This is a genomic window from Halochromatium glycolicum, from assembly GCF_016584085.1.
GTDB classification, from domain to species: domain Bacteria; phylum Pseudomonadota; class Gammaproteobacteria; order Chromatiales; family Chromatiaceae; genus Lamprobacter; species Lamprobacter glycolicus.
On record NZ_NRSJ01000010.1, the window covers coordinates 52,269 to 67,726 of the forward strand.

12 protein-coding genes are annotated in these 15,458 nt (G+C 64.7%); 7 read left to right on the top strand and 5 right to left on the bottom strand.

Features of this window, described 5'->3' with window-relative positions:
- Positions 1–41: 41 nt before the first annotated feature.
- Both CKO40_RS07700 and CKO40_RS07705 read right to left on the bottom strand, forming a co-directional pair.
- Entirely contained in the window at positions 42–1,238 is a 1,197-nt protein-coding gene (locus CKO40_RS07700) for a hydrogenase small subunit (protein ID WP_200345622.1), read from the bottom strand.
- Between the two features lie 518 nt (positions 1,239–1,756).
- Positions 1,757–2,338, bottom strand: coding sequence for an NUDIX hydrolase (locus CKO40_RS07705; protein ID WP_200345623.1), 582 nt, complete (start codon positions 2,336–2,338; stop codon positions 1,757–1,759).
- Positions 2,339–2,627: 289 nt separating this feature from the next.
- On the opposite strand from CKO40_RS07705, the gene glgX reads away from it, so the two are divergent.
- From glgX to CKO40_RS07735, 6 genes are all read left to right on the top strand, one after another.
- Positions 2,628–4,700 carry a glycogen debranching protein GlgX gene (glgX, locus tag CKO40_RS07710; protein ID WP_200345625.1) on the top strand — a complete coding sequence of 691 codons (2,073 nt, stop codon included), beginning with the start codon at positions 2,628–2,630 and terminating at the stop codon, positions 4,698–4,700.
- Positions 4,701–4,919: 219 nt separating this feature from the next.
- Entirely contained in the window at positions 4,920–5,936 is a 1,017-nt protein-coding gene (gnd, locus tag CKO40_RS07715; RefSeq protein WP_200345626.1) for a phosphogluconate dehydrogenase (NAD(+)-dependent, decarboxylating), read from the top strand.
- The gene (gene zwf, locus CKO40_RS07720) at positions 5,936–7,501 is read left to right on the top strand and encodes a glucose-6-phosphate dehydrogenase (RefSeq protein ID WP_242476899.1); all 1,566 of its coding nucleotides are present in this window, start codon (positions 5,936–5,938) and stop codon (positions 7,499–7,501) included. The genes gnd and zwf overlap by 1 nt, the downstream gene beginning before the upstream one ends.
- 193 nt (positions 7,502–7,694) lie before the next feature.
- On the top strand, positions 7,695–7,925 hold the full coding sequence (locus tag CKO40_RS07725) for a DEAD/DEAH box helicase family protein (protein ID WP_200345627.1): 231 nt from the start codon (positions 7,695–7,697) through the stop codon (positions 7,923–7,925).
- Entirely contained in the window at positions 7,903–8,271 is a 369-nt protein-coding gene (locus CKO40_RS07730) for a GGDEF domain-containing protein (RefSeq protein ID WP_200345628.1), read from the top strand. The genes CKO40_RS07725 and CKO40_RS07730 overlap by 23 nt, the downstream gene beginning before the upstream one ends.
- Positions 8,272–8,306: 35 nt before the next feature.
- A complete protein-coding gene (locus CKO40_RS07735; RefSeq protein ID WP_200345629.1) occupies positions 8,307–11,573 on the top strand; it encodes a sensor domain-containing protein in 3,267 nt (1,088 codons plus the stop codon).
- An 83-nt stretch (positions 11,574–11,656) separates the two neighbouring features.
- Here the strand turns inward: CKO40_RS07735 and CKO40_RS07740 are convergent, their stop codons facing one another.
- Together CKO40_RS07740 and CKO40_RS07745 are read right to left on the bottom strand one after the other, a co-directional pair.
- Positions 11,657–12,229: a hypothetical protein gene (locus CKO40_RS07740; RefSeq protein ID WP_200345630.1), complete on the bottom strand. Its 573-nt coding sequence runs from the start codon at positions 12,227–12,229 to the stop codon at positions 11,657–11,659.
- Positions 12,226–12,696 carry a YbhB/YbcL family Raf kinase inhibitor-like protein gene (locus tag CKO40_RS07745; protein WP_200345631.1) on the bottom strand — a complete coding sequence of 157 codons (471 nt, stop codon included), beginning with the start codon at positions 12,694–12,696 and terminating at the stop codon, positions 12,226–12,228. Before CKO40_RS07745 ends, CKO40_RS07740 begins: the two co-directional genes overlap by 4 nt.
- A 440-nt stretch (positions 12,697–13,136) precedes the next feature.
- Between CKO40_RS07745 and CKO40_RS07750 the strand changes: the two genes are divergently transcribed.
- Positions 13,137–13,871 (top strand): HAD family hydrolase, encoded by a 735-nt coding sequence (locus tag CKO40_RS07750; RefSeq protein WP_200345632.1) that lies wholly within the window; start codon positions 13,137–13,139, stop codon positions 13,869–13,871.
- 646 nt (positions 13,872–14,517) lie between these two features.
- Here CKO40_RS07750 and lgt read toward each other — a convergent pair.
- Positions 14,518–15,369, bottom strand: a complete 852-nt coding sequence (gene lgt, locus CKO40_RS07755; protein WP_200345633.1) for a prolipoprotein diacylglyceryl transferase — start codon at positions 15,367–15,369, stop codon at positions 14,518–14,520.
- Positions 15,370–15,458 lie beyond the last annotated feature (89 nt).

Genomic DNA, 15,458 nt, shown 5'->3' on the forward strand with positions numbered 1-15,458 from the left:
GCTCGCCCCGCGTTGCAGCGGCAACGCATCGGGGCGGGTCCTCATCCGTCTTGCTGAGCGCCCTCTGCGGCCTCAGCCTTCTCGGCGCGCTTGAGCTTGTCGTACGCGCCCACCGCATAGACGGCCGCACCGCCGGCGATGGCGCCAGCGACGGCCGCTGAGGCGGCGGTGATGCCGCCGCCGTGCTCGGCGAAGACACCCGGGAACATCGATGGCGGCGTCACCGCGGTCACATCGGCCTGCTCATGCAGGGCCTTGTGGAACCCGACGCCGCGCTCGGAGCAGCCGAAGCAGGGGTGCCCGATGCCGACCGGCCAGGTGTTGCCGCCAACATCGCCGAACTCGATCGCTGGGCAATTGGCATAGGTCTCGGGGCCCTTGCAGCCGAGCTTGTACAGGCACCAGCCCTTGCGGTGGCCTTCATCGCCGTACTCCTCGGCGAAGCGACCAGCGTCGTAGTGCGGACGGCGCTCGCAGTTGTCGTGGATCAGCCGCCCGTAGGCGAACCGCGGCCGCCCCTTGGCATCGAGCTGGGGCAACTGCTTGAGCGTCAGGTAATAGAGAACGGTCGACAGGAAGTTATAGGGCGATGCCGGACAGCCCGGCAGATTGATCACCGGCAGCGCATTGCCGTCGGCCTGGGTGATGCCCTCGAGCTGCAGCGCTTCAGCAAGCCCCACAGCGCCGGTCGGATTCGGCGCCGCGCTCTGCACCCCGCCCCAGGAGGCGCAGGAACCGATCGCGATCGCCGCTGCCGCATGCGGCGCGATCTTGTGCAGCATCTGCTGTGGCGTCTGCCCGGCGACCTTGCAGAAGTTGCCGTTGTCAGCGGTCGGCACCGAGCCCTCGACGACCAGGATGAAGCGACCGTCGTTGCGCTGCATCGAATCGCGCAGCGCGGACTCGGCCTGGTGTCCGGCCGCGGCGAGCAGCGTCTCTGAATAATCCAGTGAGACCATCTCGAGGATCAGGGTCTCGAGCGTCGGATGGGTCGCCCGCAGCAGCGATTCGGTGCAGCCGGTGCATTCTTGGAAATGCAGCCAGATCACCGCCGGCCGGGACGATCCCTCCTCGATCGCCGCCATCACGCGACCCGACATCCCGATCGGCAATCCCATCGCCACCGTCATGCTGGCGGCAAACTTGATGAAGCTGCGCCGGTCGATCCCTCTGCATTCCAACTCGTCCGAGACCCTCGGACCAATCGCATTCGCTAGCCACTCACCTGTCGTCTTCATGAGCCGTTACCACCTCTCATGGCTCGTACATCAAGGAAATGCGGAGCCTGTGCATGTCCCATCCAAGGCGATATGCCCCACTCCGACGATCTCCGACCACCCAATGCCATACCGGGCAACGACGACGACTTGTCGCACGAACACCACAGCATTATTGGCATTGCGAAAAGTCAATTAGTCAATAATATTATAATTTACTAACTTACATGAAAGCTGTATAGACCATGGATTTTCCGGTGTCCACCGACGGCGTTCACAGTTCAGCACGATTCGAGAATCGAGCCGCACAAGTCAAAGAACGACCATCTTTGGCTTGCCAGCCCGACCCGACCGTGATCGCGGCTCGATCATCCAGCGACCGAGCCACGCAAACCATGGTCAGGGAGGCGATGAGCCACCCCGGAGGATCTTGACGGGTAGGCTAGGTCTTCGCTTGGGGATCTGTCTCTCGCACGCCACAGCGCAGTGCCGTGCACGAGTGGAAGGTGCAATAATGTCGAGAGCGGCGCAGCGATGGGCTACAAGGGCGCGTCTTCCAGGGTGACCTCATAGCGGCGTTCTGGCCCGTCGAGCCGCCGGATGCTGCCGGCACGCAGCGGAAACCGCCCCGCCGCGCGGTCGCGAAAATAGAGCTGGAGGGACTCCTGGATGACGGGAAACGCGATCTCCTCCCAGGGGATCTCGGCCTCGGTCATCAGTTCCGCCTCCAGGCTCTCGCTGCCCGGCCCGAACTCCGGCGCGAGCAGGCGCGCACGAAACAGCATGTAGACCTGGTTGATGTGGGGCAGATTGAACAGCGCGTAGAGCGCGCCAACCTCGACCCGGGCCTCGGCCTCCTCGAACGTTTCGCGCGCTGCCCCCTGCTGCACCGTCTCCCCGTTCTCCATGAATCCGGCCGGCAGTGTCCAGAGACCGTAGCGCGGCTCGATCGCACGGCGGCAGAGCAGCAGCCGATCCCCCCACTCCGGGATACAGCCGACCACGATCTTCGGGTTCTGATAGTGGATGGTGCCGCAGTCTTGGCAAACGTGCCGCGGCATATTGTCCCCTTCGGGCACGGTGAGCGTGACGCCCGCCCCGCATTGGCTGCAATATCGCATCAGTCTCGTTCGGTCTCTTGCATTGCGCTGCATTCTACGCGCTCGCCGCCCCGGCATTCGCGACCAGGCTTGGCGCCCCTGCTTCGCGATCAGGCCCGCCGATCAAACTCGGCGATCCAATTCGGCGATCCAATTCGGTGAGCCGGCTCGGGCGGACAGTCATGCTGCCGACATACCGTCATCTGCCGCGAGGCTTTACCATGGGGGCAGGATACCCTCGGAGCCAGTGCCCGCGGCGCACGCGACCGGCCTCCATTCTCGCCACGACCGACCAGGAAACCTCCGCCTCATGGCATCCAAGCATTACCGCACTCAGGCCGGCGACTGGGGACTCGCCGGCGCCACCTTCGCCGAAGGCGGCGTCAACTTCTGCTGTTTCTCGCGCCACGCCACCAAGGTAGAGCTGCTGCTATTCGAGCAGGATCACAGCCGCGAGCCGTTCCAGATCATCGAGCTCGACCCGAAGGTCAATCACACCTTCTTCTTCTGGCATGTCCTCGTCGAGGACCTCCCGGACGGGATCTACTATGGTTGGCGCATCGACGGCCCGAACGATACGCGCGAGAGTGGCTGCCGGCACGATCCCGACAAGCTCCTGCTCGACCCCTGGTGCACCACCGTTAGCGACCGGCTTTGGGACCGGCATGCGGCCAGCCGGCCCGGCTGTAACCTGGAAACCGCGATGCGCGCCAAGCTGGTCCGTGACGAATACGACTGGGAAGGCGATCAGCACCTCCATGTGCCGCTCACCGAGGCGATCATCTATGAGCTGCACGTCGGCGGCTTCACCCGCCATCCATCTGCGGACACGCAGAACCCCGGTACGTTCCGCGCCATCATTGAGAAGATCCCCTATCTATCAGAGCTCGGCATCACCCACGTCGAGCTGCTGCCGGTGATGGCCTTCGACCTGCAAGATGTCCCGCCCAACACCGCACAGCTCGGCCTTGAGAACTACTGGGGCTACAGCACCCACAGTTTCTTCGCGCCCCACCCGCACTATGCCTGCGACCCGAGCCACGCGCGCGACGAGTTCCGCGACATGGTCAAGGCGCTGCATCGCGCCGGCATCGGTGTGATCCTCGATGTGGTCTATAACCATACCGCCGAGGGCGGCGCCGATGGGCCAATCATCAGCTTCAAGGGCATGGGTAACGAGATCTTCTACCACCTCGATTTCGACGACCGTCGCCGTTACCGCGACTACACCGGCTGCGGCAACACCGTCAACTGCAACCACCCGCTGGTCACCCGCTTCCTGATCGACTCGCTCTACTATTGGGCGCACGACATGCATGTGGATGGCTTCCGGTTCGACCTGGCCAGCGCGATGGCGCGCGGCGAGGACGGCAATCCGCAGTACCACGCGCCGGTGCTCTGGTCGGTCGAGCTCTCGCCCGAGCTTGGCCGCGCGCACATCATCGCCGAGGCCTGGGATGCGGCCGGACTCTATCAGGTCGGTGACTTTCCCGGCTTTCGTTGGGCCGAGTGGAACGGGCTCTACCGCGACACCCTCCGCGCCTTCGTCCGTGGCGACCCGGGCCTGATCGGCGATGTCGCCACCCGGATCGCCGGCTCGAGCGATCTCTACCAGAGCCGCGGCCGCCGTCCGGGCAACTCGATCAACCTGATCACCTGCCATGATGGCTTTTCGCTCCACGACCTGGTCAGCTACGACGAGAAGCACAACGAGGCCAATGGCGAGGACAATCGCGACGGCCATGATCACAACCTGAGCTGGAACTGCGGCGTCGAAGGGCCGACCGATGATCCCGCGATCCTGGCGCTACGCCGCCAGCAGGCGCGCAACTTCATGGCGCTGCTGTTGCTGAGCCAAGGGGTGCCGATGTTGTTGGCTGGCGATGAGCTGCTGCGCACCAAGCAGGGTAACAACAATGCCTACTGCCAGAACAACGAGCTGTCCTGGGTCGACTGGCGGCTCGCCGATGACAATCGAGAGATGCTCGATTTCACGCGCGGGATGATCGCCTTCCGTCAGCGTCATTCAACGCTGCGGCGCAACCATTTCCTCACCGGCGAGCCCCAGCATGAGGGCGGCATCCCGGACATCCGCTGGCACGGCATCAAGCTCGACAAGCCCCTCTGGGGTGATCCCGGCGCCCGTGTGCTCGCCTTCACGCTGGCCGGGCTCGAGCCCGATGAGCCGCACCTGCATGTGATGCTCAATATGTGGAAGGACCGGATGGCGTTCGCATTGCCGCCGGTACCGGGCCGCCGCTGGCATCGGGCCATCGATACCGCCTCGGAGCCATTCATCTGGTCGCCGCACGATCAAGCGCTGGTCACCGGCGACACGCAGCAGGTCGCCGCGCGCAGCATCCTGGTGCTGGAAGCGCGCTGAGCCCGTCCGGCAATGCCGATTGCATCATGCCGCTCCCGTCAAGCCGACCGCGTCATGTCGACCGCGTCATGCCAAGCTCGAAACCCCAAGCCCGAAACGCCAGGCCCGGAATCCCCATCGAGCCTCGTTGAGCGGCGATCGCCAACCTCAGGTCGCCTTTGATCCACTGCCGACCCGCCTCGGCGGGCCATCTCTCCACCACCAACAGGAGACGCCAGCATGCAACTCGGAATGATCGGTCTCGGGCGCATGGGCGCCAATATGGTGCAGCGATTGATGCGCGCCGGTCACGAATGTGTCGTGTTCGATACTGACCCGAACGCCGTCGCCGCGCTCGAGGAACAGGGGGCCATCGCGAGCACCGATCTCGCCGACTTTTGCGCCAAGCTCAGCAGGCCACGGGCGGCCTGGGTCATGGTCCCGGCGGCCGTGGTCGACACCGTGATCGATCAGCTCGAGCCGCACCTGGAGCCGGGTGACATGATCATCGACGGCGGCAACTCCTATTACAAGGACGACATCCGGCATGCCAAGCGGCTGCATGCCAATGGCATCCAGTTCGTCGACTGCGGTACCAGCGGCGGCGTCTTCGGGCTCGAGCGCGGCTATTGCCTGATGATCGGCGGCGACACCGCCGCAGTCGAGCACCTGGACCCGATCTTCGCCGCACTCGCGCCCGGGGCCGGCGAGATCGAGCGCACGATGGGCCGCAGCGGCGCCTACGACCGCGCCGAGCTCGGCTACCTGCATTGCGGGCCGAACGGCGCCGGCCACTTCGTCAAGATGGTCCACAACGGGATCGAGTACGCGCTGATGGCCGCCTATGCCGAGGGGCTGAACATCCTCAAGCATGCCGGCGTCGGCCGCGCCGATCATGCAATCGACGCCGAAACCGCACCGCTGTCCGAACCCGAGTTCTACCAGTACGAGCTCGACCTCCCCCGCATCGCCGAGGTCTGGCGGCGCGGCTCGGTGGTCTCGTCCTGGCTCTTGGACCTGACCGCCAATGCGCTGCACGGCGACCCGGAGCTGACCACCTTCGGCGGTCGCGTCTCCGACTCCGGTGAGGGTCGCTGGACCAGCATCGCCGCGATCGAGACCGGCGCACCGTCACCGGTGCTGACCACCGCCCTCTACGAGCGCTTCAGCTCCCGCGGTGAGGCCGAGTTCGCCAACCAGCTGCTCTCGGCGATGCGTTATCAATTCGGTGGCCACCACGAGAAGCCGGAGGACTGATGGAACCGCAAACCATGTCGTTGAACCACACCGGCTTCAACACCGCGCCGCCGGCACCGCCCAATGTGATGATCATCTTCGGCGCCGGCGGCGACCTGACCAAGCGCAAGCTGATCCCGTCGCTCTATCACCTGTGGGCGGCCGGTCTACTCCCCGAGAGCTTCGTGATGCTCGGGCTCGACCGGCTCGATCACGACGACGACAGCTTCCGTTCTCGGATCTCGGAGCATCTGCATCAGACCTACGGCACCGCATTCAATCTGGACGCCTGGCGACAGCTCGAAGAGCGCATCCACTACATGAAGCTCGACATGCTCGAAGGCAGCGAATACGAGCGCCTGTGCGAGAACCTGAGCCGGATCGACGCCGAGCGCGGCACCGAGGGCAACTACCTATTTTACCTGGCGATCCCACCGAGCATGTTTCGCCCCGTGACCGATCACCTCGGCGAGGTCGGGCTCTTGCATGAGACCGAGGACGACTGGCGCCGGGTGATCATCGAGAAGCCGTTCGGGCGCGACCTGGAATCGGCGATCGCGTTGAACGCCGACCTGCACCGCAACATGGACGAGGAGCAGATCTATCGGATCGACCACTACCTGGGCAAGGAGACGGTCCAGAACATCATGGTGTTCCGGTTCGCGAACAGCTTCATCGAGCCGCTTTGGAACCGCAACCACATCGACCATGTGCAGATCACCGTCGCCGAATCGGTCGGCGTCGAGCATCGCGGCGCCTACTACGAGGAGGCCGGTGCGCTGCGCGACATGATGCCGAACCACCTGCTGGTCCTGCTCGGCTTCCTGGCGATGGAGCCGCCGAACTCGTTCGATGCCAAGGCGATCCGCGACGAAGTCAATAAGGTGCTGGATGCGGTCGAGCCGCTAACGCCGGAGCAGGTGCTCACCCATGCCGTGCGCGGCCAATACAGCGCCGGCACCATGCCGGACGGCGAGCAGGTCAAGGCCTTCCGCACCTCCGCCGGCGTCCAACCAAACTCGTCCACCGAGACCTTCGCCGCAGTCAAGTTGACCATGGACAACTGGCGCTGGGCCGGCGTGCCCTTCTATCTGCGCACCGGCAAACGACTGACCGCACAGTACACCGAGGTCGCGATCCACTTCAAGAAGGCGCCCACCATCATGTTCCAGGATACCGAGGTCAACGAGCTCGAAGGCGATATGCTGGTCCTGCGGATTCAGCCGAACGAAGGCATTCAGATGAGCTTCGGCGCCAAGGTTCCGGGACCGACGATGAAGATCGGCACCGTGAACATGGACTTCTGCTACGAGGACTACTTCGGCAACAAGCCGGCCACCGGCTACGAGACCCTGATCTACGACTGCATGAAGGGCGATGCGACCCTGTTCAAGCATGCCGACACGGTCGAGAAGGGTTGGGAGATCGTCCAGTCGGTGATCGACGTCTGGGCCGCATTGCCGCCGCGTGAGTTCCCAAACTACGCCGCCGGCACCTGGGGACCGGCCGCGGCCGGCGACATGATCAAGCGCGACGGCCGCCAGTGGCGCCGGATCGAGACGCCGAAGGGGCATCCGCGTAGTTGAGCCGGCCCGCTGCGCGCCGCCCAGCTCGCGCCCGCCGCCCCTCGCACCAGCAAGACGCGAGATGGCCGTCACATTCCAGACCGCCGGCGGGCGGAGCAACCGCTTCCGGGCAGAGCGGCTGCTATGCTGTCCAGGAACCGATGAGCCAATGATGCCGAGGCCTTTCGACGCCGGCGCAAGCGCAGGAGGTTCCATGGATTACCCGCCCCACCGGTGCAGCCTCGGCTTCGCCAACGAGCCGTTCGAGCCGGGCGTGCATGTCTGCCACATCTACAGCGAGGATGACGAGCGCCTGAGCGCCATCCTGAAGTTCCTCTTGACGGGGCTTCAGGGTGGCGAGCGCTCGAGCTGCTTCTCGGAGCACTGCGACGAGCAGGCCGTCGCCGACGAGCTCGCCCGTCATGGTCTGTCCTATCCCGAATGACCGCTTCGGGCACCTCGTCGGCGATGCGGTGCTGAAGGAGGTCACGCGCCGGCTCGGCGCCAGGGTTCGCCAGAACGATCTCCTCGCCCGTTGGGGCGGCGAGGAGTTCATCCTGGCGCTGCCCGGGACGGACCAGAGCGGTGCCTTGCAGCTCGCCGAGGCCCTGCTCCAAGACATCGGACAGCGACCGTTCGAGACCGTGGGCCGCGTGACCCTTAGTATCGGGCTCGCCCTCTGGCGCCCCGGCGAGTCCTGCGCCCACTGGATCAGCCGAGCCGATAACGCGCTCTACGAGGCCAAGCGCGGCGGCCGCAATCAGGTTCATACTGCCAAGGACACCGGCTGATGGATGCCCAGCCCGCAGCCGCTCAGGATGCATCGATGAGATCCCACCGGCAACTCCGCGAAGCCCTCCGCTATGCCCGGGTCGGCTATTGGACGCTCGACGCCCAGACGCAGACCGCGCACTGGTCCGCGGAGATCTATCGCATCTTCGGCCTCGAGCCAGAGACGCCGGCCGGACCGGAGACGCTGCGCCGGCTCTTGCAGCCCGCCGACGCCGAGATGGTGCTCGGCTCGCTGGAGCACAGTTGCGCCACCGGCGTCGAGCACAACCTCGATTATCGAATCCGGCGCCCCGACGGCACGCAACGCTGGGTCACCTGCCGGGCCAAGGCGGTCTGGGACGAGGCGGGCAAGGTGAGTGGCCTGGAGGGGTTTCTGCAGGACATCACCGAGCGCCAAGAGGCCGCCGAACTTCAGCAGGCAGCCGAGCGCGAGGCCCGCGAATCGGCGGCGCTCTTCACCACTGCCTTCCAGGCGGCCGGCACCATGCTCACCATCAGCTCGCTCGACGAGGGCGTCTACGAGCATGTGAACGACGCCTTCGTGGAGAGGACCGGCTACGCCCGGGAGGCCGCCATCGGCGTGCGCTCGGTGGACCTCGGCTTTATCTCGGAGGCGCAACGGCAGCACCTGATCGAGATCCTGCAGTCCGATGGGCGAATCAGGGACCTGGAGCTGCGGCTCACCCGGCAGGACGGGCGCTCGATCGACTGTCTCTACAACGGCGAGGTAATCGAGGTCGGTGGTATCCGGAAGCTGTTGTCGATCGCTCAAGACATCACCCCGCTCAAGGACTCGCAGCGGGCATTGCAGGCAAGTGAGGAGCGCTTCGCGCTGGCCATGCGCGGCAGCAACGACGGCGTCTTCGATTGGGATCTCGAGACCAATCGGGTCTACTACTCGCCGCGTTGGAAAGCGATGCTCGGCTACGCCGACGACGAGCTCGAGAACACCCTGGATACCTGGGAGCGGCTGGTGGCGCCCGACGACCGGCTCGCCAGTTGGCGCATGCTGCAGGACTACATGGAGGGCAAGCGCGATGACTTCACCACCGAGTTTCGGATGCGGCACAAAGACGGGCACTGGGTCGAGGTGCTCTCCCGGGCCTATCTGGCGCGGGACGCCGATGGCAAGCCGGCGCGCGTGGTCGGCACCCATGTCGACATCACCGAGCGCAAGCGCTCTCAGCGCCAGATCGAGGCCGAGCGCGCCCGCGCCGAGCAATATCTTCGGGTCGCCGGCAGCATTCTCTTGGCGCTCGACCGCGAGGGGCGCATCACCCTGATCAACCCCAAGGGCTGCGAGGTCATTGGGCTCGCCGAGTCCGAGCTGCTCGGCCGCGACTGGATCACCGGCTTCATTCCCGAGGCCGAGCGAGACGCGGTCGCATCCATCCTCGCGCATCTGCTGCAGGACGACGGCCAGGCCTCGGAGTACGTCGAAGGGCACCTGCTCACGGCCCAGGGCGACGAGCGCCTGATCGCCTGGCACAATCGGGTCGTCCGTGATGCCGAGGGTCGGCCCACCGGCACCCTCTCCTCCGGCGAGGATGTGACCGAGCAGCGCGCCGCCGAGCAGGCACTACAGGAGGAGCGACGCTTCCTGCAAGACATCATCGACGGCATCGAGGACCCGATCCTGGTCGTCGATCGTGATCGCCGCATCCGCCGCATGAACCGCAGCGCGCAAGGGAAGGCCGCCGATATGGGCATGCTCGCGGGCGATCTGCGCTGTTATCAGTTGATCTACCAGAGCGATGCGCCCTGTCATGAAACCCTGCGCAGTTGCCCGATGACGAACGTGCTGCGCTCCGGCAAGCCGTCCAAGGTGATGCATCAAGTGCTCGGCGCCGACGGCCGCGAGCACACCCACGAGTTCGCCGCCACCCCGCTGCGGGGCAGGCACGGCACCATCGATGGCATCATCGAGATCTCGCGCGACATCACCGATCAGATCGAGCTCCTGGAGGCCCTGCACGCCAAGGATCTACGCTATGCCCACCTAGCGCAGCACGACCCCCTCACCGAGCTTCCCAACCGCTTCCTGTTCTCCGACCGGCTGAGCCAGGCCGTTCAGTTGGCACAGCGCAGCCACGCAAAGCTGGCCGTGCTCTTCATCGATCTCGACCAGTTCAAGCAGATCAACGACAGCTTCGACCACAGCCACGGCGATGCCGTGCTCGTCGCCTTGGCGCGCCGGCTCGAGGGGCTGATCCGCGGCGCCGATACCCTCGCGCGCATGGGCGGCGATGAGTTCAGCATCATCCTCAGCACCATCCAGCACGACGAAGATGCCGCCAAGGTCGCGCGCGAGGTGCTGGCGCTGTTCCAGCAGCCCTTCGAGGTCCACGGCCACCGGCTCTTCCTCGGCGCCAGCATCGGCATCAGCCTGCATCCCGAGCACGGCGACAACGGCGAGGACCTGATCCGCAACGCCGACGCCGCCCTGTTTCGCGCCAAGGCCGAGGGCCGCAACAACTTCCAATACTACTCGCAAGACCTCACCGCCAAGGCCTTCGAGCGCATCCTGCTGGAATCCAGCCTGCACGATGCCATCGCCAATCAGGAGCTGGTGCTCTACTACCAGCCGCAGCTGCACCTACCCAGCGGCAAGCCCTGTGGGGTCGAGGCCTTGCTCCGCTGGCGACACCCCAGCATGGGCCTGATTGCGCCGGACCGCTTCATCCCGTTGGCCGAGTCTACCGGGCTGATCGTGCCGATCGGCGAATGGGTGCTGCGCGAGGCCTGTGCCCAGATGCGGCACTGGCTGCGGTCCGAGCAGCTTCCCGCCGACGCCACCATGGCGGTGAACCTCTCGACGCGCCAGCTCGCGCATGACGACCTGGTCGACAGGGTGCAGCAGGCCTTGGCGTCAGCCGGGCTTGCCGCCGTCAACCTGGAGCTCGAGATCACCGAAAGCAGCCTCATGGCCTCACCAGACGAGTCGGCGATGCGCCTGCGTCAGCTTCGCGACCTCGGCGTCAAGCTGGGGATGGACGATTTCGGCACCGGCTATTCCTCGCTCAGCTACCTCAAGCAACTGCCGCTGACCAAGCTCAAGATCGATCGCTCGTTCGTCTCCGACATCCCGGAGGACGCCAACGACGCGGCGATCACCCAGGCCATCATTGGGCTCGGCAAGAGCCTGGCGCTCGAGATCTTGGCCGAGGGAATCGAGACCGAGGTTCAGCGCGACTTCTTGCTCGACGAGGGCTGCGAGCAGGGCCAAGGCTATCTCTTCGCCAAGCCCCTGCCCGTCTCAGAGCTCGAGCGATTCCTCGCCGCGTTAGCTGCAAGGCCGTAACGCCCTGAGCGTGCAGCGATCGCTAACCCAACCCTCAAACTTTGAGACGAGGCCGGTACACCAAGAACCGCGCCGCCAGCCGCTCAGACCTGCTGGCGCACCCACATCAGGGTCGGTGTCTCGTCGTCGCTGAGCGTCTTCGGGATCAGCAGCATCCCGCCGTCAAAGCGCCAGGCAAGCACGGTCCGCTCGCCGACGATGTCCTGTCGCGGTTGGCCATAGCGCGTCTTGAGCTCGTCGATCAGCAGCGCATGCCAACGCTCGCGGTAATCGAGCCGCATCGCGTTGAGCCCGACACCCTTCTCGCTACCGTCCTCGTCATTGCCACCGACATCCTTCCAGTAGAGCTCGACCCGCCGCGCCGGAATACCGTTGAATGAGCCGATCTGGGCCGCGCAGCGTCGCTCACCCAGCGCATGGCGGCCATCGTCACAGTCGAACTCGACACGAGAGAATTGGTCGAGCAGGAACGCCTCGTCCAGGCCCGGGCGCAGATTCTCAACCGCCAGGTTGAACGGCTGATGGCCGAGCAGATGCAGCAGGAAGAGATCGCTGCGGCGCTTGCCGTCCTCGGTCAGCACCAGCCAGATGAACGGGCCGGCGACGACGCAGATCGCGAGGAACAGCTTGTAGCTCTTCGGCAACTTCAGATTCATCGGGCGTAGGTGCCGATCAGGGTCGCTTGCTCGAGCACATGACCGCGCATTGCCCGTTCCAGATCCGACTTGGTGGGTCGCAACAGGCCGTTCAGCACCGTATCGAGCGCATAGAGCTTGTGAAAATACCGATGGCGGCCGATCGGGGGGCATGGACCACCATAGGCGGTGCGGCGCCAATCGTTGATCCCCTCTCCGACAGGCTCGGCGAGGGTCGCCGGCTCGAATGCCTCAGGCAAGCCCTGGAGCGTCGGCGGCAGGTTGTAGAGCACCCAGTGCACATAGGTCATCTTCGGCGCGGCCGGATCGGGAGCGTCCGGGTCATCGACGATCAGCGCCAGACTCTTGGTCCCCTCGGGCACCCCGTCCCATTCCAACGGTGGCGAGCGATCATCGCCATCACAGCTGTACTGAACCGGAATCGCTGCACCCTCCGAAAAGGCGCTGGATCGAATGGCTAAAGGCATGACCACCTCTGTTCGCTCATCAAATCGACTGTTGCGCAGGAACCGCGATTATTCGCGATCGAAGCGAAAAAATCAGTACGCCATCAGCTTCCGCCAGGTGCTAACAGGGTCCTGCCGAGGTTCCGCGCCCGCTGGCACGGCCTAGCAGGCTGTCGGGCTTCCAGAGACAACCCACTGATAAGTAAAGATTTTCATTTTTCGGCAGAAAACAATTTCTTTCTTAATCAGAAAGTTACGCCGATACCCTGACCGCCTGCTAGAGCAGTCTGGGGCCGAATTGTTCGACCGGCGTTCTGCACCGACGACCCTGCGACGGCAAGACACCTTCCGTGCCTCATCAGCGCCAACGATATGCGAAAATCGGCAAGCCGCGCAGCACCCGGTATCTGATGCCATTGCTGCAAGGCAATGCGTTGCCATGGCACGGTCGGTCAGATGCAATGTTTACCAACGAACGCCTCGTCATCCTAGACGCCGATGGAACCACCATCGACGCCTTTCGCGCCATCGAGAAGACCTTCGCTCATCACGGCATGGATATCGGGCCACTGGCGCGCTTCCAGAAACGCCGCAACCTGTTCAAGTATCTCGGCGGTTTCAAGGAGATGCCGCAGAATCTCAGACGACAGATCGGCCCGGGGCGCCGGACCAAGATCATCGCGACCCTGACCGAGGTCTATCGGGAAGAGGCCAGCATGTTCGATGGGATCGAGACACTGATGCGCCGACTTGCGACCGCCGACGATGTCAGGGTCGGGATCGTGACCCGGAATATCACGATCGAACCGCTCGCGACCCTGACCCGACTCTTCGAGCGGCACGGCATCGAGCCCGACCTGTTGGACTTTCTGGTACACCTGCCGCTCAGCGAGAACAAGCTGGCCTACTTCCGCCAGACCCGCGAGCGCTTCGGCATCAACCCGGCCTGCTCCTTCGCTTGCGGCGATGAAGCCAAGGACTTTCGTGCCGCCGTCAACTCGGGCATGCACCCGTTCATGGTCTCCTATGGCTTCGAGGATTTCGAGCGGTTGCACGACAAGCACGAGATCCCGGTCGAGGTGATCTCGCGCTCGCCCGATGAGCTCGCCTGGCGCGTCCTGCACGCGCTGCGGCTCGAGCCGATTCCGCTGCGGCCGACCGCCGCTGCCGATCTGGACGCGGTGGCAGCCGAGTGAGCCCGGGGGCGAGTCCGTCTCGCCCGGACTCGATGACCGTCCTAACGTTGATGGCAATGGGCCACCCCGGACGATGAATGTCGCGTGATTCACGGTACCGTTTATGGCACGGCGCCACGCCGGAAGATGAACTTCGCGTGATTTACGGTACCGTTTATGGCACGGCGCCACACCGGAAGATGAACTTCGCGTGATTCACGGTAAGCGACCGAGAGTGTCGAAGGGAGCGGTATCCAGCAAGGCACAACCACGCGGAATCAGTGTTCCGTTCAAACGAGCCGCAATCCAGGGGGCGTCGCGCTGCGCGTGCGATGGGGGCCGTGGCGGCCGGCACCCAGGGATGAGCATCGAGTGGCTGCAAAACCTCAGTCAACCCAGGCTGTTGCCTGATCTGCGCAGCGGCCGACTGCTGCCTCGAGTGCAAGACAGCGGAAATCCCGAGACCGATTGTCGCCGCCCGCAATGGTCGTGAGGTAGGAGCCCGCTTGCGGGCGATCTTTGCCGCCGCGAGCGCGGTCTGGTCGCCCGCAAGCGGGCTCCTACAGCGCTGAGAGCCCAGGTGGCAGGACCCGGTGGCAGGAAAAGGGCCTCGGTACGTCTGACGCGATGCACGAGTCAACTGCCGTTTCGTGTTTCAACGGCTCGATCAGGCGGAACGTCCAGCCCCCGATTGAGCGCCAGAGCGGGCATAGGCGAGCAGCAATAGCACCAGTCCGACGACCAGCATCGGGATGGTCAACAGCTGCCCCATCGTCAACCAGTCGAACGCCAGATAGCCGATATGGGCATCAGGCATGCGGACGAACTCAACACTGAACCGGAACAGGCCGTAGAGTAGCAAGAACATCCCCGAGACGGCCATCATCGGGCGCGGACGACTGGAGAATGCCCAGAGCAGGACGAACAGCACCAGCCCCTCGAGGGTGGCCTCATAGAGCTGTGACGCATGCAGCGGGACACTCCATTGGGCATCGGGCGGCAGACCGGCGCAGACGTCAGGGAAACGATCGCAGGGCAGGCGCATCCCCCAAGGGAGCGTCGTCGGATGGCCCCAGAGCTCGCCGTTGATGAAGTTGCCGATCCGCCCAGCCAAGAGTCCCGGAGGGATCAGCGGCGCAACGAAATCGCTGACCTGGAAGAAGCGCATCCCGTGTTTGCGCGCAAACAGCCACATCGACAGGAGCACGCCGATCAGGCCGCCGTGGAAGGACATCCCACCTTCCCAGACCTTCAGTAGATTGAGCGGATTCGCCAGGATCTGGTCGAAGCCGTAGAACAGCATGTAGCCCAGTCGGCCACCCGCGATCACGCCGATCACGCAGTAGAACACGACATCGTCCACCATCTCGGCCGTCCAGGCCGAGCCGGGTCGCGACGCGCGCCAACGCGCCAGCGCCCAGCCCGCGATGAAGCCGAGCAGATACATCAGCCCATACCAATGGACCGCGAGCGGCCCGATGACGAAGGCGACCGGATCGATGTCAGGGTAGTGCAGCATGGGCGCGGATGGTATCACGCAAGCACTGCAGCAGGATGACAGGTGAGACTTACTCGACGCACGAGACGCCAGGCACTGTGGCCGACGGA

Excerpts from the sequence above, each read along its gene's own strand:
- CKO40_RS07730 (WP_200345628.1), top strand. The coding sequence starts at position 7,903 with ATGGTCTGTCCTATCCCGAATGACCGCTTCGGGCACCTCGTCGGCGAT.
- CKO40_RS07750 (WP_200345632.1), top strand. The coding sequence starts at position 13,137 with ATGTTTACCAACGAACGCCTCGTCATCCTAGACGCCGATGGAACCACC.
- CKO40_RS07705 (WP_200345623.1), bottom strand. The coding sequence starts at position 2,338 with ATGCGATATTGCAGCCAATGCGGGGCGGGCGTCACGCTCACCGTGCCC.
- CKO40_RS07740 (WP_200345630.1), bottom strand. The coding sequence starts at position 12,229 with ATGAATCTGAAGTTGCCGAAGAGCTACAAGCTGTTCCTCGCGATCTGC.
- lgt (WP_200345633.1), bottom strand. The coding sequence starts at position 15,369 with ATGCTGCACTACCCTGACATCGATCCGGTCGCCTTCGTCATCGGGCCG.
- CKO40_RS07745 (WP_200345631.1), bottom strand. The coding sequence starts at position 12,696 with ATGCCTTTAGCCATTCGATCCAGCGCCTTTTCGGAGGGTGCAGCGATT.
- CKO40_RS07735 (WP_200345629.1), top strand. The coding sequence starts at position 8,307 with ATGAGATCCCACCGGCAACTCCGCGAAGCCCTCCGCTATGCCCGGGTC.
- glgX (WP_200345625.1), top strand. The coding sequence starts at position 2,628 with ATGGCATCCAAGCATTACCGCACTCAGGCCGGCGACTGGGGACTCGCC.
- CKO40_RS07725 (WP_200345627.1), top strand. The coding sequence starts at position 7,695 with ATGGATTACCCGCCCCACCGGTGCAGCCTCGGCTTCGCCAACGAGCCG.
- zwf (WP_242476899.1), top strand. The coding sequence starts at position 5,936 with ATGGAACCGCAAACCATGTCGTTGAACCACACCGGCTTCAACACCGCG.
- gnd (WP_200345626.1), top strand. The coding sequence starts at position 4,920 with ATGCAACTCGGAATGATCGGTCTCGGGCGCATGGGCGCCAATATGGTG.
- CKO40_RS07700 (WP_200345622.1), bottom strand. The coding sequence starts at position 1,238 with ATGAAGACGACAGGTGAGTGGCTAGCGAATGCGATTGGTCCGAGGGTC.